The 24679-nt window shown below is 28.7% G+C and carries 15 protein-coding genes; 13 read left to right on the plus strand and 2 right to left on the minus strand.

From position 1 onward, the window contains the following. Positions 1-91: 91 nt before the first annotated feature. The 10 genes from QP548_RS04650 to QP548_RS04695 all read left to right on the plus strand — a co-directional run bounded on the left by QP548_RS04650 (position 92) and on the right by QP548_RS04695 (position 15021). Positions 92-1057: a tRNA dihydrouridine synthase gene (locus tag QP548_RS04650; RefSeq protein ID WP_061428177.1), complete on the plus strand. Its 966-nt coding sequence runs from the start codon at positions 92-94 to the stop codon at positions 1055-1057. 198 nt (positions 1058-1255) lie between these two features. After that, on the plus strand, positions 1256-2404 hold the full coding sequence (gene fliB, locus QP548_RS04655; RefSeq protein ID WP_061428175.1) for a flagellin lysine-N-methylase: 1149 nt from the start codon (positions 1256-1258) through the stop codon (positions 2402-2404). A 387-nt stretch (positions 2405-2791) separates the two neighbouring features. Further along, a complete protein-coding gene (locus QP548_RS04660) occupies positions 2792-3622 on the plus strand; it encodes an ABC transporter permease (RefSeq protein ID WP_061428173.1) in 831 nt (276 codons plus the stop codon). Position 3623: 1 nt separating this feature from the next. After that, positions 3624-4406, plus strand: coding sequence for an ABC transporter permease (locus QP548_RS04665; protein WP_003467290.1), 783 nt, complete (start codon positions 3624-3626; stop codon positions 4404-4406). A gap of 35 nt (positions 4407-4441) precedes the next feature. Continuing rightward, positions 4442-5473 (plus strand): ABC transporter ATP-binding protein, encoded by a 1032-nt coding sequence (locus QP548_RS04670; protein WP_011590726.1) that lies wholly within the window; start codon positions 4442-4444, stop codon positions 5471-5473. Positions 5474-5512: 39 nt separating this feature from the next. Further along, positions 5513-6559 carry an ABC transporter substrate-binding protein gene (locus tag QP548_RS04675; RefSeq protein WP_061428171.1) on the plus strand — a complete coding sequence of 349 codons (1047 nt, stop codon included), beginning with the start codon at positions 5513-5515 and terminating at the stop codon, positions 6557-6559. 15 nt (positions 6560-6574) lie between these two features. Further along, positions 6575-8281: an adenine deaminase C-terminal domain-containing protein gene (locus QP548_RS04680; protein ID WP_061428169.1), complete on the plus strand. Its 1707-nt coding sequence runs from the start codon at positions 6575-6577 to the stop codon at positions 8279-8281. Between the two features lie 145 nt (positions 8282-8426). Beyond that, positions 8427-9761: an amidohydrolase gene (locus QP548_RS04685; RefSeq protein ID WP_061428167.1), complete on the plus strand. Its 1335-nt coding sequence runs from the start codon at positions 8427-8429 to the stop codon at positions 9759-9761. 247 nt (positions 9762-10008) lie between these two features. Next, positions 10009-14085, plus strand: a complete 4077-nt coding sequence (locus QP548_RS04690; RefSeq protein WP_061428165.1) for a glycoside hydrolase family 2 TIM barrel-domain containing protein — start codon at positions 10009-10011, stop codon at positions 14083-14085. A gap of 222 nt (positions 14086-14307) precedes the next feature. Next, entirely contained in the window at positions 14308-15021 is a 714-nt protein-coding gene (locus QP548_RS04695) for a DUF434 domain-containing protein (RefSeq protein ID WP_061428163.1), read from the plus strand. Between the two features lie 191 nt (positions 15022-15212). Here QP548_RS04695 and QP548_RS04700 read toward each other — a convergent pair whose 3' ends face one another. Further along, positions 15213-16958, minus strand: coding sequence for a DUF4091 domain-containing protein (locus QP548_RS04700; protein WP_061428161.1), 1746 nt, complete (start codon positions 16956-16958; stop codon positions 15213-15215). 259 nt (positions 16959-17217) lie between these two features. On the opposite strand from QP548_RS04700, the gene QP548_RS04705 reads away from it, so the two are divergent. Further along, positions 17218-21984, plus strand: coding sequence for a discoidin domain-containing protein (locus tag QP548_RS04705; protein ID WP_061428159.1), 4767 nt, complete (start codon positions 17218-17220; stop codon positions 21982-21984). 308 nt (positions 21985-22292) lie between these two features. On the opposite strand, the gene QP548_RS04710 is transcribed toward QP548_RS04705, so the two are convergent. After that, entirely contained in the window at positions 22293-22757 is a 465-nt protein-coding gene (locus QP548_RS04710) for a GreA/GreB family elongation factor (RefSeq protein WP_003452135.1), read from the minus strand. Between the two features lie 549 nt (positions 22758-23306). Between QP548_RS04710 and QP548_RS04715 the strand changes: the two genes are divergently transcribed. Continuing rightward, positions 23307-23627 carry a hypothetical protein gene (locus QP548_RS04715; protein WP_061428157.1) on the plus strand — a complete coding sequence of 107 codons (321 nt, stop codon included), beginning with the start codon at positions 23307-23309 and terminating at the stop codon, positions 23625-23627. A gap of 6 nt (positions 23628-23633) precedes the next feature. Next, complete coding sequence (locus QP548_RS04720; RefSeq protein ID WP_061428155.1) at positions 23634-24563, plus strand: hypothetical protein; 930 nt, start codon at positions 23634-23636, stop codon at positions 24561-24563. Positions 24564-24679: the final 116 nt, after the last annotated feature.

Consider the following 24679-nt stretch of genomic DNA (forward strand, 5'->3'; position numbering starts at 1 on the left):
GTTTACATAAAAATACTTTAATTACTAAGTGGATAAGAAGAAAAAAGGCTGATATAATATTTTCTAGAATCTTTAAAAAAGGAGTAAACAAATGAAGTATTATTTAGCACCAATGGAAGGGATTACTGGATTTATATATAGAAATTCTTATGAAAAGTTTTTTGGAGGAATTGATAAATACTTTGCCCCTTTTGTTGTTCCAAATAGTAGTAAAAGTCTTAAGACTAAAGAATTAAGAGATGTTTTGCCAGAGAATAATAAAGGAATAAACTTAGTTCCACAAATACTTACTAATGATTCAGAAGGCTTTATTTCAACAGCTAGGAAGCTTAAGCAGTTAGGATATAATGAAATAAATTTAAATTTAGGATGTCCCTCTGGAACAGTTGTTGGAAAGAAAAGAGGGTCAGGATTTTTAGCTCACAAGGAAGAACTTGATAAGTTTTTAGAAGAAATATTTAAAATAGATGACATGAAACTTTCAATAAAAACTAGATTAGGAATGGATAAGCCTGAGGAATTTTATGAACTTATTGAAATTTATAATAAGTATCCTATGGAGGAGCTTATTATTCATCCTAGAACAAGACAAGATTTTTATGGAAATAAACCTAATTTAGAGGTTTTTAAAGATGCAATTTCTTTAAGTAAGAATCCAGTTTGTTATAATGGAGATATTTTTACCTTAGAAGATCATAATAAATTAATTGAAACATTCAAAGAAGTAGATAAAATAATGTTAGGGAGAGGGATTTTAGCTAACCCAGCCTTAATGAATGAAATTTTAAACAATGAGTTTATGGACAAAAAGATATTAAAAGAGTTTCATGATGAAGTATTTAGTAAATACAGAGAAGTATTTAATGAAGATAGAAATGCAATGTTTAGAATGAAAGAGTTATGGGGATATATGATCTATATGTTCTCAAATAATAAAAAATATGCTAAGAAAATAAAGAAAGCTCAGAAGGTAGTTGATTATAATCAAGCTGTTACAAGTCTATTTTTAGAACAGGATATACTTAAGGGAGCTGGACTATTTAGTAGTGAAGAGTAAATATAAGATATGTTTCTTTATATTTAATATATTTATTTTAAAATCTATCAGACTTTAGTTTTATTGTCTGGTAGATTTTTTATTATAGAAATAAGAATAGTATAGTAAAAAATAGTAAATTAGAAAGTGTGCTATAATTACATTTATTAGAGCAATTAGACTTTTAACTAATATAATGAAAATATGGAGAGAAATTATATGAATGAAGAAAAGATTATTAAGAAACTTTCAGGTTATGATGATTTTAAGTGTATAGCTGATAGCTGTAAATTCACTTGTTGTGAAGGATGGGATATTGATATAGATAAGGATACATATGAAAAATGGAAAAATAATAAAGAAGATTCTAAATACCTTTTAAATAGCGTAAAAGCCAAAGAAGTTAATGGGGAACAATTATACTTTATAAACAAAGATACCTTTGAAGCGTGTTCTTTTTTAGATTGTAAGGGACTGTGTAATATAGTTAAGTGTAAAGGGGAAGAGTATTTATCTAAAACTTGTAGTACATTTCCAAGAATAAGTAATGAGTTTGAATATAGAAAAGAGCTTTCTTTATCATGTTCATGTCCAGAAGTTGTGGAAATATTAGATAATATAGATAGTGAGATTATAATAAATCAATTGGAAAAAATAAATAAAGAAAATATACCATTAGAGCTTAAATTGAGGGATACTTTAATAAATATAATGTATGAAGAGGGATTTTCCTTAGAAGAAAAATTACTTTTAGGTTTTGAGATGTTGTTAAATATATTAGAAAATGAAAGTTATACTAGTGAAGATATTTTCTTAGATGAACTAGAAAAGTATAGTAACATAGAGTACATAAAAGAAGTGATTTATCTATATAATGAAATAAAAATAAATAAAGGTGAATCATTAGAGGAAGTAAACTCTCTGTTTTTAGATATTATAGAAAATTACAAGGGTATTTCTAATCTAAAGTGTGTACTAGAAAGGGTATCTGATTTTGCTGAAAATAATAATATAAATCTTTTAAGTGAAAAGTGGGAGAAATATAAAGAATCATTTAAAGAATTTGAAGATTTACTTAAAAAATGTATTATATCTAAGATATTTAGTAATTGTACAAGTGATGATATGGAAGATATGATAATTTCTTTCCAATTAATTATATTAGAATATTTATTAACAAGATATTCTGTATTTTTAAATTATTGTATTAATGATGAAAAAATACAAAGGGAAGAGATAAAGAATAATATTATTACTTTTTCAAGAGTTATTGAAAATAATAAAGATGCTGTTATAGAGTTCTTAAATGATGGCTTTGAGGAGATAATTTTAGAAATAGGTTATCTATGTTTTATAAGTTTGGTCTAAATTGTATTTTAAACTAAGAAGAGATTTAAAATTATGTATAAGTTTATATATATAAGTTAACAATAACTTAAAAATTTTTATTTAAATACCATATTTAAGACAATAATCATATTGAAAAATATATATGATTATTGTCTTTTTGTGTTTATATATGGATTTTATTTATTATTATATGGACTTTTTATAGTTGTATAATGTTCGTGATTTTTATTGAAATATGAATAAATTTTTAATTTGATTAATTTAAAGGTATTAATATAATATTATTTACGAATATTAATTTATATTATATTGACAATATACGTAATAAAAAGTAGAATAAAATTAAATTATGTAGAAATTAAAAACAGTGAGTAAAGATACAGCACTTAGAGACGGAGGAAAAACATGAGGAAAATAAGCCAGTATTTATTATTTATACCCTGCATAGTATTAGTAGCATATTTTATGATAGTTCCATTACTAGATGTAATAATTCCTACTTTCACTAATACAAATGGTGGTATGTTTAGTGCCTATAAAGAATTTTTCACAGATTCTTATATGATGTCAATATTTTGGAGAACCATTAAGATATCTTTAGTATCATCTATAATTTGCATGTTTATAGGTGTGCCAGTTTCTTATTACATATCAAGAGTTTCTAAAAAGGTGAGAGGTTTTCTTATAGCCTTAACAATCTTTCCCATATTAACAAATTCAGTTGTTCGTTCATTTGCTTGGATGAGTATCTTAGGAAAAAATGGAATAATCAATAGTTTATTAATAAAGTTTAATTTAATACAAGAGCCATTATCACTACTATATACAGAAGGAGCTATTATAATAGGTACGATTTATATTTTCTTACCACTTATGATTATCTCCCTAGTAGGAGTTATGGAAAATATAGATAATGACTTATTAGAAGCAGCAGAAAGTTTAGGAGCTAATAGATTAAAAGCATTCTTTAAAGTTGTATTTCCACTTAGCTTACCAGGATTAATAGTTGGAACAGTTTTGGTATTTACAGGTTCCTTAACAGCTTACACAACACCTCAATTATTAGGAGGAAATAAAAATACGGTTTTAGCAACTTTAATATATCAAAAAACTATGACATTAGGTGATTGGCAAGGGGCTGCAGTTGTAGCAACAATAATGATTATAGTCACTTTAATAGTAATAAAGGGGATTAACTTCCTAGCATCAAGATTAGATAAGAGAGGGGTTTCTTAAAGTGAAGAAGAGCAAAGTATTAACAACCTTCGTTGTTTTGGTTTATATATTTCTATTTGCACCGCTAGTAATTATTGCCATGACTAGTATAGGAACAGAAAATTATATAGCATTTCCTCCAAAAGGATTTAGTTTGCAATGGTTTATTACAGTATTTAAATCTGAGTCATTTATAAAAAGTATGGGGACAAGCTTCTTAATATCTACAGTATCTACATTATCAGCTTTGGTTATAGGAATGCCAGCGGCTTATGGATTAAGTAGATATAACTTCAAAGGAAAAGATATTCTTAAGAGTTTCTTCTTTTCGCCTTTAATAGTTCCTGGAATAGTAGTCGGATTCTCATTGTTTCAGTTTTTATTGGTAAAGATGAACTTATCAGTATATGCTAGTTTGTTTATTGGACATACTTTAATAATAATTCCGTACATCATAAGAGTGGTAGGATCAAGCTTAGAGGGCTTTGATTATTCTATAGAGGAAGCAGCTATGAGTTTAGGATGTAAAAAATCACAAACTTTCTTTAAAGTAGTTTTACCAAATATAACATCAGGGGTAATGGCAGCATTTATGTTAGCTTTTATAAATTCATTTAACAATGTTCCAGTATCTATATTCCTAACTGGACCAGGAGTAAGCACATTACCTACAACCATGATGAACTATGTTGAATATAATTATGATCCAACAGTATCAGCTTTATCAGTAATCTTAATGATATTAACTATTGGAATTATGTACATATTAGAAAAAACATTAGGATTAAATAATTTTGCAGGATAGAATTTAAGTTAAAAATTTATTTGGAGGATGAAAACATGGATTTAATAAACCTACAGAATATAAATGTTTCTTATGATAAGAAAAATAATATATTGGAAAATCTAAATTTAAAAGTTAAAAAAGGAGAATTAGTTTCTCTTTTAGGACCAAGTGGGTGTGGAAAGACAACAACATTAAGGGTTGTAGCTGGATTTATAGAACCAACAGCAGGAAAGTTTTTATTAGGAGATGAAGATTATACAAATATACCTGTTCATAATAGAAACTTTGGATTAGTCTTTCAAAGCTATGCATTGTTTCCTCACTTAACAGTAGAAGAAAATGTAGCTTTTGGATTAAAGATGAAGAAAATGAGCAAAGAAGAAATAAGAAAAAAGGTTGATGATATATTAAAAGTTGTTGATATGAGCCATTTAGCAAAGAGGTATCCAAAGGAATTATCTGGAGGACAAAGACAAAGGGTTGCCATAGCAAGAGCCTTAGTAATAGAGCCAAGTCTTTTATTACTAGATGAACCTTTAAGCAACTTAGATGCTAAATTAAGATTAAAAATGAGAGTTGAAATAAGAAAACTTCAACAAAAGCTTGGAATAACAACATTATTCGTAACTCATGACCAAGAAGAATGTTTTTCAATTTCAGATAAAGTAGCAGTTTTAAATAAAGGGGTAATAGAACAATTTGATACTCCAGAAAATATTTATTCAAATCCAGCAACAGAGTTTGTTGCAAGATTTGTAGGTTTTGAAAACTTTATAGATTTAATAAAGGTATCAGATGGTATATACAAAAATGAGAGTGGAATTAACTTAAAAGTTAACAAGGTTAAGGATAAGAATGAAGTAAAAGCAACTATAAGACCAGATGATATAAAGATTGTAAAAGAGGATTTAGAAAACACAGTAGATGGAGTTATAGAGGTTAGAACTTTCTTAGGAAAGGCATACCAATATGATATTAAAACAAAACTTGGGAATCTAATTGTAAATAGTGAAAATGACAGCATATATGAAAAGGGACAAAATATAAAACTTCAATTACCAGTGGATAAAATAGTAATTTTATAAAACCTAAATATAAAAAATATATTTATAAAGGAGAATCTTATGAAAAAGAAAATTTTAGCAACCTTATTAACAGGATTAGTACTAGGGACATCTTTAGTTGGATGTGGAAAAACAGAAGGAGCAGAGGCAGGAAAAAAATTAGTAGTTTCAACTTGGGGATTAAATGAAGATGTATTAAAGGAGACAGTATTTGAACCATTTGCTAAAGAACATGGTGTGGAAATAGTTTTAGATATAGGTAATAACTCAGAAAGATTAACTAAGATGAAAAATAATCCTAACTCACAAATAGATATAACTTATTTAGCAGAATCTTTTGCAGAGCAAGGAGTAGAAGCAGGTATATTCGATAAATTAGATTATTCAAAGATTCCTAATGCAAGTGAGATGAATGAAAAGGCTAAATCTACAGTAGAGGCAGGATATGGACCAGCATATACATTAAATAGTATAGGAATAGTTGTAGATACTTCAGCAGGAATTGAAATAAATTCTTGGGAAGATTTATGGAAACCAGAACTTAAAAATAAAATAGCTATACCAGATATTACAACAACTAATGGTCCAGCAATGGTAGAAATAGCAGCAGAAAAGGCAGGAGTAGATGTTAAAACTGATAATGGAGAAGCTGCATTTAAAGAATTAGAAGCTTTAAAACCAAATGTTGTTAAAACTTATAGTAAATCTTCAGATTTAGCTAATATGTTCTCAAATGGTGAAATAGTAGCTGCTGTAGCATCAGACTTTGCTTTTGGAACAATTTCAAAAGCTAAACCAGAGGTTATAAATGTAATACCTGAGTCAGGAACTTACTTAAACTTTAATACAATAAATATAAATAAAAATTCTAAAAATAAAGATTTAGCTTATGAATTTATTAACTATGCATTAAGCAAAGAAGTTCAGGAGAAAACTGCTAAAGCTTTAAATGAATCACCAGTTAATAAAGAAGTTAAATTAAATGGAGAAGAAACTAAAAACTTAACATATGGACCAGTGGTTGATAATGCTAAGGTAATTGACTTTAAGTTTGTTAATTCAGTAATGGATCAATGGGTTAATAACTGGAACAGAATAATGAACTAGTTTGCAGGTAGTGAAATGCAAGTAGAATTAATTATTAAAAATTTAAAGGTATATAATAGTTATTTTAAAAAATTCATAAAAGGTGATGTCTTAATAAATAAGGGGAAATTTCTTCATATAGGGAAAGGATATGAAGATAGATTGTGGTCTGAAAATGTAATAGATGGGGAAGGCAAATATATAATTCCTGGATTAATAGATATACACATGCATATAGAGAGTTCTATGACTATTCCAAGGGAATTTTCTAAGGCTGCAATAAAACATGGAGTCACTACAGTAGTAGCTGATCCTCATGAAATTGCTAATGTTTTTGGGATAAGAGGTATAGAAGAATTTATTAAATTTAAGGGGAATCTAGATATATTTTATGGCATACCTAGTTCAGTACCTTCAACTTCAAGTTCACTAGAGACAACAGGGGAGAAAATAACTCACAATGAGGTAAAAAGATTATTAGAGTATGATAATATTATTTGTCTTGGAGAAGTAATGAACTTTAAAGACTTAATAGAAGATGATGATTCTAATATAAATAAAATAATAAATATAAGTAAAGAAAAAAATATACCTTTAGAAGGGCATTGTCCTAAAATACAAGGAGTAGATTTATCACTTTATATTTATAGAGGGGTTAATGGGGATCATACTCAGCAGTCAGTTGGATCCCTTCAAGAAAAAATTCAAAATGGTATGTTTATAGAGATGCAACATAAATCAATGACATTAGAGAATATAAAATTTTTGATTGAAAATAATTTATATGAGCATTTTGCATTAGTAACAGATGATGTAATGGCAGATAAATTAGTTAAGGGGCATCTTAATGAGATTTTAAAGGAAGCCGTAAAGCTTGGAATGTCTATAGAGAATGCAATATATGTAGCTACATATACACCAGCTAGAAGAATGAATCTTTTAGATAGAGGAACAATTGCACCTGGAAAGCTAGCAGATTTTATATTGTTAGATAGTATAGAAGATTTTAATATATATGAAGTTTATAAAAATGGAAAAATGGTTTTTAATAGAGATAAGGGGTTAAAAGAAGAGTTTTTTGAAGATAAAAGCAAATTAGATTATAGATTTTATAATAGTATAGAATTAAATAATATTACTAAAGAAAGTTTAGAGGTTAAAGTACCAAATAAGTATAAAAATAAAGTAACTTGTAGGACTATGAAAGTCTTAAAAAATACTACTTTTACAGAAGAGGGAGAAGTAACTTTAAATGTTTATAATAATATTTTACAATGGGAAAAGAGTAGCTGTGCATTGATTGCTGTTTTTGAGAGATATGGTAAAAATAATAATATATCTTTTGGATTAGTAGAAGGAGAAATTATAAAAGAGGGAGCAATAGCAACTACTTGGGCGCATGATCATCATAACCTTATGGTAATGGGAAGAAATATTAGTGATATGACTATAGCGGCTAATGAGGTTATAAATTCTAGGGGAGGATATGTAGTCTCAAAAAATAATGAAGTAATTGCTAAATTAGAGTTACCAATAGGTGGAATAATCAGTGATGAACCTATTGAAATCATAGGAGAAAAGCTAGGGGAAGTTAGAAATGCCATGAGAGATTTAGGATATAATCATATGAATGAAATTATGTCATTTAGCACTTTATCTTTACCTGTTAGTCCTGCATTAAAGATAACAGATAAAGGGTTAATAGATGTTAAAAAAGGTAGTATTGTTTCTTTATTCAAATAAAGTCTATATTTAAGTGATTATTGATTTTTATTTAGTTAGCTTTTTAATTACGCAAAGTAATATAAAAGGAAAGTAAGGGGATATATCATAGTAGATATAGCCTCTTATTTTTAGTTATATTTTAGGTGGATTTTGGAGGGATAATATGAGTAAAATAGTAACTTTAATAAAAAATGTTACAGTTATTACTATGAATGAACATAAAGAAATTATAGAAAATGGTTTAGTTGTTTTTGAAAAAAATAAAATATTATATGTTGGAACTGATGTAAGGACAGAAGAAAAATTAAAAAGAAGTGGATATAAAGTTGAGGTAATAGATGGTGAAGAGGGAATATTAATGCCAGGTATGATAAATTGTCATACTCATGGGTCTATGGTTCCTTTTAGAAGTTTAGCTGACGATTGTAAGGATAGATTAAAGCGATATTTATTTCCCTTAGAACAAAGGTTAGTTGATAAAGAATTGACTTATATAGGAGCAAAGTATGCTATAGCAGAAATGCTATTAGGTGGAGTAACCACCTTTTGTGATATGTATTATTTTGAAGATGAGGTAGCGAAAGCTGCTAAAGAATTAAATATGAGAGGAGTTCTTTGTGAGACAATAGTAGATTTTCCTTCGCCAGATTCAGAAAAGGCTTTGGGGGGGATAGATTATTCCATAAGATTTATAGAAAAATGGAAAAATGATGATTTGATAACTCCAGGAATAGCTCCTCATGCACCTTATACAAATACAGAGGAATCATTAAAGGAAGCATATAAAATTAGTAAAAAATATAATGTTCCTATAACTATGCACTTAGCAGAAATGGACTATGAGTTAGAGGAGTATAAAGGTAAATATAATCTTACTCCAGTTTCTTATTTAGATAAGCTTGGAGTTTTAGACTCTAATTTTATAGCGGCCCATGCAGTTTTAGTTAATGAAGAAGATATAGAGATTTTAAGTAAGAATAATGTTAATATATCTCATAATATAGGAGCAAATTCTAAAGGAGCTAAAGGAATAGCACCAATATTAAAGATGAGAGAAAAAGGAATAAATATTGGACTTGGAACAGATGGTCCTATGAGTGGAAATACTTTAGATATATTAAGCCAGATGTCACAAGTAGGAAAAATTCATAAATTATTTAATAAAGATAGAACTTTACTACCATCAATAGATTTAATAGAAATGGGAACCATAGGTGGAGCTAAAGTTTTAGGAATTGATAAAGAAGTTGGATCTATAGAGATTGGTAAGAAAGCTGATTTAACTTTAATAGAAACAAAATCAGTAAATATGCAACCTATATATGATTATTATGCAACAATAGTATATTCTGCTAATTCTAGCAATGTAGAATTAGTAGTTGTTGATGGTAAGATTGTTGTTAAGGATAAAAAATTAGTAAGTGCTAGCTTTTCTGAAGTAAGAAAAGATTTACTAAGTTTAACAGAGAAAATAAAGAAAATTTCTAAAGAACTTTAGGGGTTTATATAATAAGAAAGCTTAATTAAACTTAATAAAATAAAAACACATTGAGTTTTTCAATGTGTTTTTTTAGTTATAATTTTTATTATTTACTACTGAATAAATAATTTATAATGATAAATTATTTTGCAATAGTTAAAAAGTTTTTATAACTTTACCATGAATTTACTTGATGTTATTATTATACATATAAGTTAAAATAAGTAAAAACTTATGTGTATATTTAAAAAGGGGGGAAATTAATATGCAATCATTTAACAAAAGGGGGACAGCTTTAGGAGCAGCAATTGCATTTGCTCTAACCTTAGCACCTACCTTAGTAATGGCTGAAACAAGACAAATTCCTGAATCTGAAACAGTAAATGTTGGATTCATAAAAGATGGAGAAAGATCAACAATATTCAATCAAAACTGGAAGTTCTTTAAGGGAGATCCTTCTGGTGCTGAAGGAGTAGATTTTGATGATTCTTCATGGAGAGGACTAAACTTACCTCATGATTGGAGCATTGAAGGAGATTTTACTGTTGAAGGGGAAGCTGAAAGTGGATTCTTATTAGGAGGAACTGGATGGTATCGTAAAGCTTTTGTAGTTCCTGAAAAGTATAATGGTAAGGATTTTACATTAAACTTTGATGGAGTATATATGAATGCTGAAGTATATGTAAATGGTAAAAAGGTTGGTGAGCATAATTATGGATACACTTCTTTTGCCTTTGATATTACTGAAGCTTTAATATGTGATGGCCAAACTGAAAATATAATTGCTGTTAAGGTATCTAACCCTGTGCCAACTAGTAGATGGTACTCTGGTAGTGGTATTTATCGTGATGTAACTTTAAGTGTAACAGACTCTATTCATGTTGCACATGCAGGAACAACAGTTACTACTCCAAAACTTGAAGAGCAAAAAGATGGAAATGTAGATGTAGCTATTGAGACAATTGTTGAAAACGAGTCTAAAGATAATTCTATGGTTACTGTAAAAAGCACAGTAGTAAATTCTAAGGGAGAAGAAGTTAGTGAGGCCGTAATAAATGAACAGAGTATTGGAGCTAATGAAAGTTATACTTTCAAGCAAACTGCTATTGTAAATAATCCTGATTTATGGTCAGTTGATAATCCAAATATGTATAAGGTAAAAAGTGAAGTATTATTAGATGGAAAGGTTATAGATACTTATTTTACTGATTTTGGATTTAGATATTATAATTTTGATAAAGATACTGGATTCTCTTTAAATGGAGAAAATATGAAATTAAAAGGTGTTTGTATGCACCATGACCAAGGGGCTTTAGGAGCAGCATCTTATTATCGTGCAGTAGAACGTCAAATGGAGAAAATGAAGGAAATGGGAGTAAATGCAATCCGTGTTTCTCATAATCCTGCTAGTGAAATGTTATTAGAGATTTGTAATCGTTTAGGTTTATTAGTTATTAATGAAGCCTTTGATACATGGACAAATCCAAAGAACGGAAATGTAAATGACTTTTCTAAGTATTTTAATGAAGTAATAGGAGAAGATAATGAAATTTTAAATGGTTCTCCAGAAATGACATGGGGAGAGTTTGAAGCTAGATCTATGGTTAAAAACTCTAAGAACAATCCATCTATAATAATGTGGTCAATAGGTAATGAGGTATTAGAAGGAATTAGTGGAAGTGCATCTAATTATACTAACGTAGCTCAAAATATAATTGATTGGATTAAGGATGAGGATGAAACAAGACATGTTACTATAGGAGATAATAGAACTAAAAATGGAGATGGCACAGCAGTTGCTATTTCAGAGGTAGTTGATGACAATGGTGGATTAGTTGGATTTAACTATGCAAATGAAGCACAGTTTGCACAGCAAAGAGCAAACCATCCAGATTGGACATTATATGCATCTGAAACCAGTAGTGCAGTTCATACTAGAGGATATTATAAAACAAAGGGAATAGATAAACAAAATCATCGTATTTCAGAGTATGATAATAATCAAACAAAGGTTGGATGGGGACATTCAGCTAGTGATGCTTGGAAGTTTGTAATAAAAAATGATTATAATGCTGGAGAATTTGTTTGGACAGGATTTGACTATATAGGAGAGCCTACTCCTTGGAATGGTACTGGTACAGGTACAGTTGGTGGAGGAAATGGAGCAGCTCCAAAATCAAGTTACTTTGGTATAGTTGATACTGCAGGATTTGAAAAGGATATATATTATTTATATCAAAGTCAATGGAATGATGATGTAAATACATTACATGTACTTCCAACATGGAATAGAGAAGATATAGTTATAGAAAATGGAAATGTTGAAGTAAACGTATTTACTGATGCTCATAAAGTTGAATTATATTTAAATGATGAAAAGATTGGGGAGCAAACTTCAACTGAGCATACAACTGATGCTGGATATAAATATTATACTTTTGGAAATGATTCATTGTATCCAGTATTTAATGTTCCTTATGAAGAAGGTACCTTAACTGCTAAGGCTTATGACAAAGAAGGAAATGAAATTACAAATACAGAGGGAAGAAACACAGTGAAAACAACTGGGGAGGCTTCTACTGTAAGATTAAGTGCAGATAGGGATACTATTGATTCAGATGGATATGATTTATCTTATATCACTGTAGATATTGTTGATGAAGATGGCAATATAGTTCAAAATGCAGAGAACAGATTAAATTTTGAGTTAGAAGGGAATGGAAAGATTGTAGGTGTTGACAATGGAGATCAAACTGATACAGATTCTTATAAACCTACAAGTGATACAGAAGCTTCTAGAAAAGCATTAAGTGGTAAGGCCTTAGTAATAGTTCAATCAACTAAGGATGCTGGAAATATAAGATTAAATGTTTCAGGTGAGGGATTACAATCTCAATCTATAGAAATTAATACTGTAAATAATGCTGGAGAAGATAAGTTCTTAGAATCTTATGAAATAGTTAAAGACTACTATGTTAATTTAAATGAAAAGCCAGAGTTACCAAGTACAGTAGAAGGAAGATACAGTGATGGAACAACTGAGACTTTTAATATTTCATGGAATGATTATGATGAATCACAATTAAATACTCCTCAAGTATTTAAGATAAATGGTAAATTAGAAGGAACAGATGTGGCTGTAAACGTAAATGTCCATGTAATTGGTGATGTGGTTTCAATGGAAAATTACTCAACATTTACTTATGCTGGACAAACTCCAACACTTCCTAAGACTGTTAAAGGATATTTAGCTGATGGAAATGAAAGTGAAGAGTTTAAAGTGGATTGGAATTTAGAAGGCGTAGATTTCTCTGAGCCTAATACAACAGTTGAAGTTTTAGGAGAAGTATCCTTATTGGGTAAGACATATACTGTTACTTCAACAGTACGTGTAGTTGAAGCTTTAAAAGCTGCTGCTAACTTAGCTATAAATAAGGATACTAATAAAGATGTTCCTGCTTTAAGTCAAAGTTGTGTTTCTACAGCTGATAATTTAAATTCTATTAATAATGGAATAACTAATAATAGTTCAAATACAGGAGAACGTTGGACAAACTGGAATGAAAGAGATTTAACAGAGAATGGTGAACCTAAGGGTGCATATGTTCAATTAGACTGGAAAAACAAATATAATATAGATAGATTAGATCTATGGTTATTTACTGATAATATTTATGGAAGAATTCCTAAGAAAGTTGAAATAAGTTATAAAAATGAAGCTGGTGAATATGAGGTAGTTTCTCATTCAAACACAACAGAGGTATCATACCTTGCTGGAGAAACAACTTATTTCTTAGATAAAGTAATAAATACTGATAGTATTCGTGTTTATATGCAACAACCTGAAGTAGGTAAGTGTATTGGATTATCAGAGGTTGCAGTATATGAGTATGTACCACAAGTAAGTGCTAATGAAGGTAATAAATTATCTGAAATAAAATTAGATGGAAAAGCCTTAGAAGGATTTAATCCTGATACTAATGAATATACAGTTAATTTAAAAGAATTACCTAAAACTGTAGAAGCTTCAGGGGAAGAAAATGTGGCTGTAACTATATTACCAGTTCATAATAATAAATCAACAATCATTGCTTGCTCAGAATCTGGTACTAAAAACATCTATACTGTAAGTTATGTATTAGAAGAATCAGAAGAATCTGAAGGTTCAGCAGATATTAATGAGGATGGTTCTATAAATGTAGGAGATTTATCCATAGTATCTAAATATCAAGGAGAGATTATATCAGGAAATGCTTTAAGTGAAAAATCTGATATAAACAAAGATGGAGTAGTAGATAAAGCTGATATCCAAATAGTTATGGATAAAATCTTAGGAGAATAATCTTTTAAAATAAAAATAAGTTGTATAAAATGGTCTTTATTAAAATTTATTTTGATAAAGGCCATTCTCATTATAAAGAGTAAAGTTTTAGTTTTGTTAAGTGTACAGGTATATTAGAGATAATATATAATGATAAATAGATTTTTAAATATAGATTAAAAACATAAGTTAAATCTTATTAAGAAATACTTTAAATAAAAATTAAATTAGGTGAGGATAAAAATGATTAAGGTAACTAGAAGAGGATTTGATGAAAATGATAGTAGATGGTTTTCTAATAAGGAGCAAGCAAGATTAAAAAAGTCCAAAGAAGAAATTGAATGGTTAATAAGTAGAGAATACAAAATTGAGCATGTTATAAAATTTGTTGGTGATAGATATCAATTTTCAATAAGACAACGTAATGCTTTAAAAAGAGGAGCTTGTTCTTTGGAAAGTAAGATTTTAAGAAGTAAAAAAAGGCTTTTATCAGATGAATTAAAAAGTGGGTGTATAAATATAGATGGGTTTAATTTATTAATAACTCTTGAAGTGGCATTATCAGGAGGAACATTAATTATAGGTAGTGATGGATGTATAAGAGATTTAGCTGGTCTTAGAGGAACTTATAAAATTATAGATAAAACAGACATTGCTTTACAATTAATAGGAAAGTTTTTAATTAAGCATAATTGTAATAGTGTTGTATTCTATCTAGACTCTCCTGTATCTAATTCAGGGAAACTAAAGAATAAAATTTTAGAGCATTCTAGAGTTTGGAATATTAATACAGAGGTTAATTTAGTTAATAATGCGGATGTAATTTTAGAAAATTTAGATAGAGTTGTTAGTACTGATGCTGTAATTATTGATAAATGTAAAAGTTATTTTAATCTAGCTTCAGAAATAATAAGGGATTACATAAAAGATGCTAATATAGTAGATTTAGAAGACTAAACTTTATATTATATTTGAAAATGAATTTTGAAAATATAATATATAAAAGCCCTATTCTTTAAATTGATTAAGAATAGGGCTTTTATACATTAAATTTCTATCTTGATTTCCTTAAGGTAATAAAATCTTTACTAGAAACTTCACTATTGCTATTTTAGCTAATATTTTTAAATTATAATGTTTTTCTCTTTTTATGAAATAAATTCTCTTGCAAAGTTATTTATGCCTTTTTTCATTCTATTTACTTCTGAAATAGTTAAATTTCTATCTTCCTTAGAAGCTGCTACTGCAGAGCCATAGGCACTTTCTCCTTTATTGGGTCTTTTTAGAGAGTTAATTAAAGTTTCTATAGGATTTTTTAAGTCTGGAGCATTTTCCATAAGATATTTAGCTTTGTTTATATCTCTTATACCTTCTTTTAATTTTTCTAATCTAGGAGTAGAGTAGAAGGTTTTAGCTATACTATCCTTTTCTGCTGGATATATAAGAAAAGGGTCTCCAGGTTCCCAATACTTATAAGAGACATTTTCTAAAGGGTTTTCAACCCAACCATCCCATGACCAACGTAAAAAGCCATTGGTGTTTTGGTATAGGGAGTACCACATAGTAAAAGCACCTTCTGAAGGATCACTTATGGTGAAACTATTTGGATAATCTCCAGTACAGGTATATATTGTAGTTAATAATCCAAGTTCTTGTCTATGTTTAGCCATGTTTTTCATATCATTAGAATTATGATTTATATGGGATAATCCAATTGATATATCATCTATCCTATCTAAGAAAGAGTAGTCATTTCCACTTTCATAATCCATAGCAGAAGAAATTTTAAAATGCTCTCCAGATTTATTTGTTATGCTTTCAATTAAATCAACAGAAGCTTTTAAATCATCCATACTTCTTTCATCCATTGAAATATAAGTTATGTTAAACCAACCCTTTTCTTCAAGATGAGACATAAATGAAGTTAAAAATTGTGTCCAAATGTTTATCCAAAGATCACTACCAGGGTTTGGATTTATGGCTTCTTCTTTATTAGTAGCTTCATTAAAGTACTGAATTCTATTATTCCAAGGGACAATGCTATAACACTTTATTTGGCCAAAGCCCTTTTCGGGATCTAGAATTCTTAAGTCTATATTAAGTTGAATCCACTTATCAAAATGAGAGTAGTCAAATTCAAAGGTGCCATAGGAGTTTTTTCTCCACTTAATCATTGAAGGGTCACTATCATAAGATTGATGATTCCAAGCTTCATGAACTATAGTAGCTATAACACCACGTCCTCCCATATTTCTATACTCTTTAAGATTATCTTTTAAATATTTAAAATGCTTTTCTGTAAATAAATCTTCTTTGGATATTTTATAATACCTTGCTATGGTGTAAGGATGTTGCCAAAACTCAATTTGAGTATTTGTTTCCCTTGGAAGAGGTTGTACTAAGTTTAAAACTTCAAAGGAATAATCAAAAGTATAGGCTTTTTCTAATTCATCAGCAGTGACCTCAATAGAACCATTATAAATTCCAGGTTTTGCATTCCTAGGAATTTTTATATTAATCCAAGCAGAGGCTATTTTATTTTTCTCTATATTTAGTGAACCAGAATTATGAATAATATCTGGGAAAGGTTCAAGGGGAGCAGAAGGATTACTACGTCCTATATTAGCTAAGGTTTCTTTAAGCCAAGAAATCTTAATATTATTTGAAGAGATTAAATCCCCATTTTCGTTTATAAAGTCACTTGAAGAAAGGGTAACATTATTAACAGGAGAGGAGTTTGTCCACATAACAATTTTAGAATTAAGTTCATCTCCTATCCAAGCTATCTCATTCCAAGTATTTAAGTTTAATTTACTTATTTCATCATAATCCTTTTGGAGATAATGAAAGTCAGTAGAGCCAATAGAAGCACCAAGAATAGTATCTTTTTTCATAAAATAAACCTTCCTTCTTTTTCTAAAATTTAGTAATAAATACATTATAAAATAGATGTTTTAAAAATAGAACATTTAAAAAAAGTCTATTGTTAAAAGATTAAGTAAAGAAGATATTTTATATTACACAATTATATTATAATCTCATAATTTTCTAAATTTATCATATACATTATAAAGGTATAAATTAAAATAGCAGTGTTTTAGAAAAATATATTTTATATAAAAATTTTAATTAAATTAATAGGGGGGAAAATAAGTGCAAGTTAATAAACTTTCAAAAAAATCATTATCTTTAACATTAGGACTAAGTGTGGCACTAACTAACACAGCACCATTATCAGTATTAGCAAATGGATCCAAGGTAGAGGATGTTGTAGCTAGTAAGGGCCAAGATAAAATCATCATTGGAAACGAGTACATTTCTAGAGAGTTCTCTATTGAAAATGGGAAGGTATTAACAAGTGAAATAGAAAATAGTAGAGCAAACACTACTTTAGTTCCACAGGCAGGTTCAGAAGATTTTATTATAAATACAATACAAGAAAATTCTGATTTACCGGAAGAAGAAATTAATGCTCCAAAGGAAGTTTTAGATAGAGCTAACTGGAATGCAACCCTTATAGCTAATAGTGGAACAGAATATCCAGCTACAGATATTGAAAGATTATTTGATGGAGATAAAAATACTTATATAGATAGCTATAGAATAACTGGCTATCCAACATCATTAAAAATTGATTTAGGAGAAGTTAAAACAGTATCTTCATTCTCTTACCAAAAAAGACCTGGATTTACTGATGCTAATTATGGCAAAAACGGAACTATGGGAAAATATAAGCTTTATGTAAGTGAAGACGGAGAAAATTGGACAGAAGCTGGAGAAGGTGAATTTACTAAAAAAGACTTTAACCTGCATCAAGAAGGAGATCTTCACAATGTAGGGGATGTTGTTTATGGCAATTTTGATAAAACTTATGAAAGTAGATATATAAGAATAGATCAATTATCAGATGCATTAGGTAATACACAGGAGTTTTCAGGAGCAGAAATAAATTTATATTCAGATAAATATGAAAAACCAGAGGAACCAATAGCACCTAAAACTGCGATTAAATCAAGTGATTTAACAATAGATAATTCTTCTACAAAGATAGAAGATATTGAAAATGGGAAAAAGCTTACTATTTCATATGAGCCATATGAATTTAATGGAACTGAGTACAATATAGATATGGTTACTGTTCTTGAAAATGATGACCACTATATGAGATCATTTCTTGAAATCAAAACTAATAATGAAAATGCAAAGATAGATTATATTGATTTAGATCATTTTGTATTAGAGGATAGAATAAAGGATACTTTATGGTCACATCCAGATTTAGAAGATGTAACTTCCATATTAATAGGAAAAAATGAATTGATGCTAGGACAGCCTATTTATGCAAATGGTATGTTCTTTGGATCAGAATTCCCAGCTGCAGATACTGATATAGTAAAGAACGGAATGCAAATTAGATATTATAGTGGTAAAAGTTTTGAACAATTAGAAAAAGACAATCAATTAACTACAGACGGAAAGTTTGTATCATGGCAAAATGTTGTGGGAGCTGCTAATGGAGTAGATACAGATGTTGTTCAAACTGATTTCTTTGAATATATATCAGAAATAGCTACACCAACTGATTTTAGAAAGCAATATAACTCATGGTATGATAATATGCTTACAATAACTGATGAAAGTATTTCTAAATCCTTCTATGGAACAGAAAAAGGATTAACAGAAAATGGAGTAGAACCAATCGATTCTTATGTAGTAGACGATGGATGGCATAACTATAGAGATCCAGAATTTAACCCTAATATTTCAAAAGAACAAGCTGGAAATAGTATGAATAGAACTGGATTTTGGGAGTTTAATGATAAGTTTCCTAATGAGTTATATACATCTACAGAGTTAACAAGTAAATTCCAATCAAAATTTGGATTATGGCTTGGACCACAAGGTGGATATAATTTCTATGGTGGTTTTGCAAGATATTTAGAGAAAATGGGAACTGGATATGCTCAAACTAATAATGGAGTAAATGTTTGTGTCGGTTCAGACAGATATATTAAAAATTTAACAAGTCTTTTCTTGGATTACCAAAAGAGATTTGATATAGATTATTGGAAGTTAGATGGATTTGCTCTTAGACCTTGTACAAGCGAAAATCATGGACATATGGCTGGTGGACACAACAATATGTATTATACAACAGACCTATGGGAAAAGTGGACAGATGCTTGGGAAACAATGAGAGCTAGTAGAGCAGAAGAAGGAAAGGACCTATTTATAAATGCAACTTGTTATGTAAACTTAAGTCCATGGATTCTTCAATGGGTAAATACTGTATGGATACAAAATTCACAAGATACAGGACATGCTGGTACAGGTTCAAGACATCAACAAAAAATAACTTATAGAGATGCTGTTTATCATGATATTTATAAATCAAACCAAATTCAATTCCCTGCAAAGAATATATATAACCATGAGCCAATATATGGTGTATCTGATGGAAGTTTTGCAACTACAGAAGATTTTAGAGATTTCTTATTTGCTAATGCAGTTCGTGGAACAGCATTCTGGGAATTATATTACTCACCATCAATAATGGATGATGAAAAGTGGAAAGTTAATGCAGATGTTTTAGACTTTGTAGAAAGTAATTTTCATATTTTAGAAAAGGCTAAGTTATTCGGACACAGAGCTACAGAGGGTGTTTATGGATATTCTGCATGGGATGGCAATGAAGGTATAGTTTCATTTAGAAATCCAACTGGAGAGACTAAAGAGTATACTTTAAAATTAACTGATATAGTAGGAGTACCAAAGTCAGTATCAAATCTTAAAGGAAATCAAGTATTACCATATAAAGTTGGTGATATAGAATCAGTATCTTATGGAGATAGCATAACTGTAACTTTAGAGCCATATGAAACTAGAATACTTCAATATGGAAAGGTAGATAATAAAGCTTCTGAAATAGTTTCTGCTAAGGTAACTGGAGAAAATGAAATAACTATTAAGTATAATGAGCGTGTTGAAAATGGAGAAGGAGTTTATTCAGTTGAAGGAAATGAAATTACTGAGACTAAATTATTAGATGATTATAGAACAGTTGTTATAAGTACTTCTAATAAACTTCAAGGAGAGGCTAAATTAAATATTAATGGAGAAAGAGATGCTCTTCAAAATCCACTTACAACAAGCTTAACAATTCCTGTTTATAATAATGGAAAAATTGTTTCAGTAAAAAGTGGAGAGGAATTAATAGGAGGAGAAAATATAAATAAGAAGTATAATGGAAATTCAGACACATACTTCTTAGAAATGAATAAAGCTTATGAAGTTGATACAAATGAAAGCTTTAAAGGAAAAACTGACTTTGCAGTATCTATGGCTATTAACACTACATCATCTAATGTAAACTTATTAAGTCAAGGAGAGGAAATAAAGCTGTCAATTGATGAAGAAGGATATGTAAACTTTAAAGTTAAGGATTTAAATCTTACTTCAAAGTCAGAAGTAACCACTGTTACAGAAAAGGCTCATGGAACTTTTGGAACTAATGAATATGTAGAAACTTCAACTGAATCAACTTTTGTTGGTAAAGTAAATGATGGCAAATTACATCATATATCTGCAGTTAGAGAGGTTAATGGAGTTCTTAAAGTTTATATTGATGGTGAATTAATGAATTCTGTATATGATAAGTCATTAATAAATCAAGAGATAAATGGTGGAACAATTATGGTTTCTGATAATAACTTTACTGGAGTTATGGGAGATATTGAATTAAGAAATAGTTCAATATACTATGATGAAGCAAAAGAACTTTATAATTCTTATGAAGGTTCTGACATAATTGAGTATAGCAGAGAAAATTGGGCTACAAGTGCTTGTTCAGAAATGAACCCAACAAGTGGAAATGATGGTCCTGCTTCATATGCTATTGATGGAAATGAATCTACTTTGTGGCATACAAATTATGTTGGTGGAGATACTCATGGTGGAAATCACTGGCTTTCTGTAGATTTTGGTGAAGAATTAGACTTTGATACAGTTAATGTATTATCTCGTGGAAAAGAAATAAATGGTTCAATTAAAGGATATAAGCTAGAGGCTAATATAAATGGAGAATGGACAGTTGTTAAAGAAGGAGAATTCACAGATGGAGTTGAAGAAAAAATAGAGTTAGATGAAGCTATAAAAGCAAATGGAATTAAATTAACAGCCCTTTCTACATTTAATGAACAAAACTTTGCAGCTGTAAGAGAAATAAGTGTTACTAAGAAGGATAGAGTAGCAACAGAGGATGAAATAAATGAATTAAAAGCTTTAGTTAAGGAAATAAATAAAGAGGATTATACTAAAGCAACAGCTAATAGATATATTAATATAGCACAAAAAGTAAATGCTTTAGATAAGATTAATTTATTACAACTAGATAGATTAAGAAGTGATTTAAATAAAGCTTATGAAGGATTAGTAGAAGCTAGAGAATTAAATAAAACTTTAGTGGAAGCTGGTAAATTAATTAAAGAGGATTATACAATTGAAAGCTGGACAGTGTTTGAAAAAGCATTAAATCATGCAAAAGACTTAAACAATGATATAGAAGCTACTAAGGAAGGGGTAGATGAAGCTACATCAAGATTAAAAGATGCTATTAATTCTCTTGAGGAGGTTAATAATGAAGGAGAAATAGTTACTGGACCTGTAAATAATTTTGAGGCTTCAGAAATAGCTAAGAAGAACGTAACTGTTACTTGGAGTGCTCCTGAATCTACAAAGGGGCTAGAGGGATATGTTCTTTACAGAGATGGAAAAAAGGTAGCTGAAATAGGTTTAGAAGAAACATCATATAAATTTAAAGGATTAAACAGACATACAATTTATAATTTCAAGATTGCTGCTAAATATTCTAATGGAGAACTTTCAAAGAAGGAAAGTATAACTTTAAGAACTGCTAGATAATAAAGAGTAAGTGGCTGTATCAAAATAAAAATATAAAACTTATAGATAGGTTTTAAGAATTAAGCATATTCTTTCTTTTTATACTATCTATAAGTTTTCTTATTTATATATCCACCTTTATTGATTTTAAATAAAGATTATTTTTAAGTAAGAAATATTTTAAATAGCTAATAATTAATTATGATTAGAAAATTTAAATTTTTCTTTTGATATTAGAATAGAGCCTAATTTGTAAGTTTTAAATTTAAAGAAAAATTTCTACTGTACAATATAGTAGTAAACTATTTTTATAAGTTAAGCTAAGTCTATTATAATATTTCTAATACTTCTACAGTATAGTTTCCACCAGGAGCTTCAACTTCTACTACATCTCCAACCTTTTTACCCATTAGGGCCTTTCCTAAATCTGATTCTATACTTATACACATATTTTCTAAATCTAAATCCATAGTTGTAACTAAAGTAACAACATCCTCATCATCATCTTCAACAAATTTAATTCTAGCTTTGCTGTTAAGACCTAGTGTAGATTTATCATTACTTTCTTCATCAACTATTATTGCTGTTGAAATCATAGTTAAAAGGTATTGTATTCTATTATCATTTTCTCTATAGTTTCTACAAGCCTCTTTATATTCAGCGTTTTCTGATCTATCACCATGGGCTGCTGCCTCAAGTTTCTCTTTCGCAATCTTTGCTCTAACAACAGACATTCTATAGTCTAATTCTTCTCTTAACTTTCTAACGTTTTCCTCTGTCAAATAATTATTCATAATAAAATCTCCCTTAACTCTTAATTCTTTATTTTATCATTATACAACATCTACATAAATTTTAAAGGTGTTAATTAGGAAATAGGGTAGTATTTATAGGTCTTTATATTTAAAGATAGAAAAAAACTTTATTTAAACTTATTTTAAAGGAGAAAATATAGCTTTTTATGCTTTAGTGACGGAGTTGTGACGGACTTTTTTTACTCCTATATAATAGGGAAAATAAAAAAATAGTATAAAAAAAACACATTTATTAAATACCCTATATATAGTGAGTGAAAAATAGCCAAAGTCTGACAAGGGTTGGCTAAAGCTAGTCATACCAAGGTTTTAGAGTATGCCGGACTTTTTGAAAGTCCGTCACAAACTCAAAAATTAAAAGGTTAGTAATGAAAATTGAAAATATGGTTCAATATAGTTATATATGAATTTATATACTTTAATTTTAAAAATATTTATTATTTTTTAAATTTAATTTAAATTTTGTTGACTTAAATTTTGAAATATGTAAGTATATATAAGGATTTATATTTTAAAGGGGGAAATAAAGTGAAAAGTTTATTAAAGGAGAAAATTTCTATTTTTAAAGTTCCTATTATATTGTGTATAGGAATATTTTTAATTATATCTCTTAATAGAAGTATTTATAAAGATAATAAAGAAGACTTTAAAGAAAAATACATAAAGACTGAGAGTGATTGTAATGCTTTAGAGTTAGAAAATAACAAGGCAAAGGAAAGAAAAGATTCTTATATGGAACTTAAAAATAAGTATGATGAGTTAAGCAAGGAATACTCTGATTATGAAGAAAATACTTCAAATGTTTTAGATAAAAAGATAGAAGAGCTAAAAAGAGAGATAGGAGAATAATTTAATATGAAAAATGGTTTAAAGAAATTATTCAAGAAGCTACCAGGGGTAAATGGAAAATGCAAAAAAGTTATGAGTGCATATTATGGAATTTTTATTTTCTTTAGTATAGTAGCTTTTTTAACTAAAGGAAATGGAAGCAATGTAGCTTTAGGTCTCTTTTTGATACTTTTAGTTTTACCATCTATAGCAATTGGTTTTAAAAATATAAAAAGATTTAGTAGAAATGAAAAGTTAAATTATATAGTTTATCCAGGTATATTTATAATTCTTATATTTGTTAATGTTAATAGTGGTTTAAGTAATAATAAAAATTTTCAAAATGATGCTTTAAAAGAATTAGGAATAAATGAAAGTGAATATAAAGAAACAATAGAGAGATATGAAAATTTAAAGGGTGAATTAAAAAATAATACTATTAATAAAGATCAGTATAAGTTAGAAGAAAATGATTATAAAAAACTTGAAAGCTCTTATGAAAATTTAAAAGTTGAAACAGCTAAAAAAGAAGAGGTTTATAATGAGCTTTTAAAGAAGAAAGCTGAAAAAGAGGAACAAGAAAAAATAGCAAAAGCTGAAGCTGAGAGAAAGGCAAAGGAAGAGGCAGAAAAAGCAAGAATACAAAGAGAGGATGAGGTGAAAAAGGACTCTTCAAATAGTAACCAATCAAGTAATAGAAATAATCAATCAAACAATAAAAACAATGGAACATTTAAGCCAAATGGGGGTACAGCTAGTCATGATCATAGAACAGGCTATGATAGTCCAAGTAGTGATCCTAATAAGCCACAAGCAACCTCAGACTATGGGTATGTAGCTAGTGGAAATAATTATATTCACAAAACTCCAGATTGCAAGTTTATAAGAGGAAAGCAAACAAGCAGAGTAAGTGTAAGTGCTAGTGGAAAACATACTTGTAATTGTTGGCGTTATTAAAAGGTAGATTAAAACTACCTTTTAATTTTATATTTAATTATAAATATATAGTTAATACAAGGAATTGGACAATTATACGTAGAGATTTTATAATAAGAATATATTATTGGTTTTTA

This window comes from Clostridium sp. UMB9555A, assembly GCF_030222355.1.
Lineage (GTDB): Bacteria > Bacillota > Clostridia > Clostridiales > Clostridiaceae > Sarcina > Sarcina perfringens.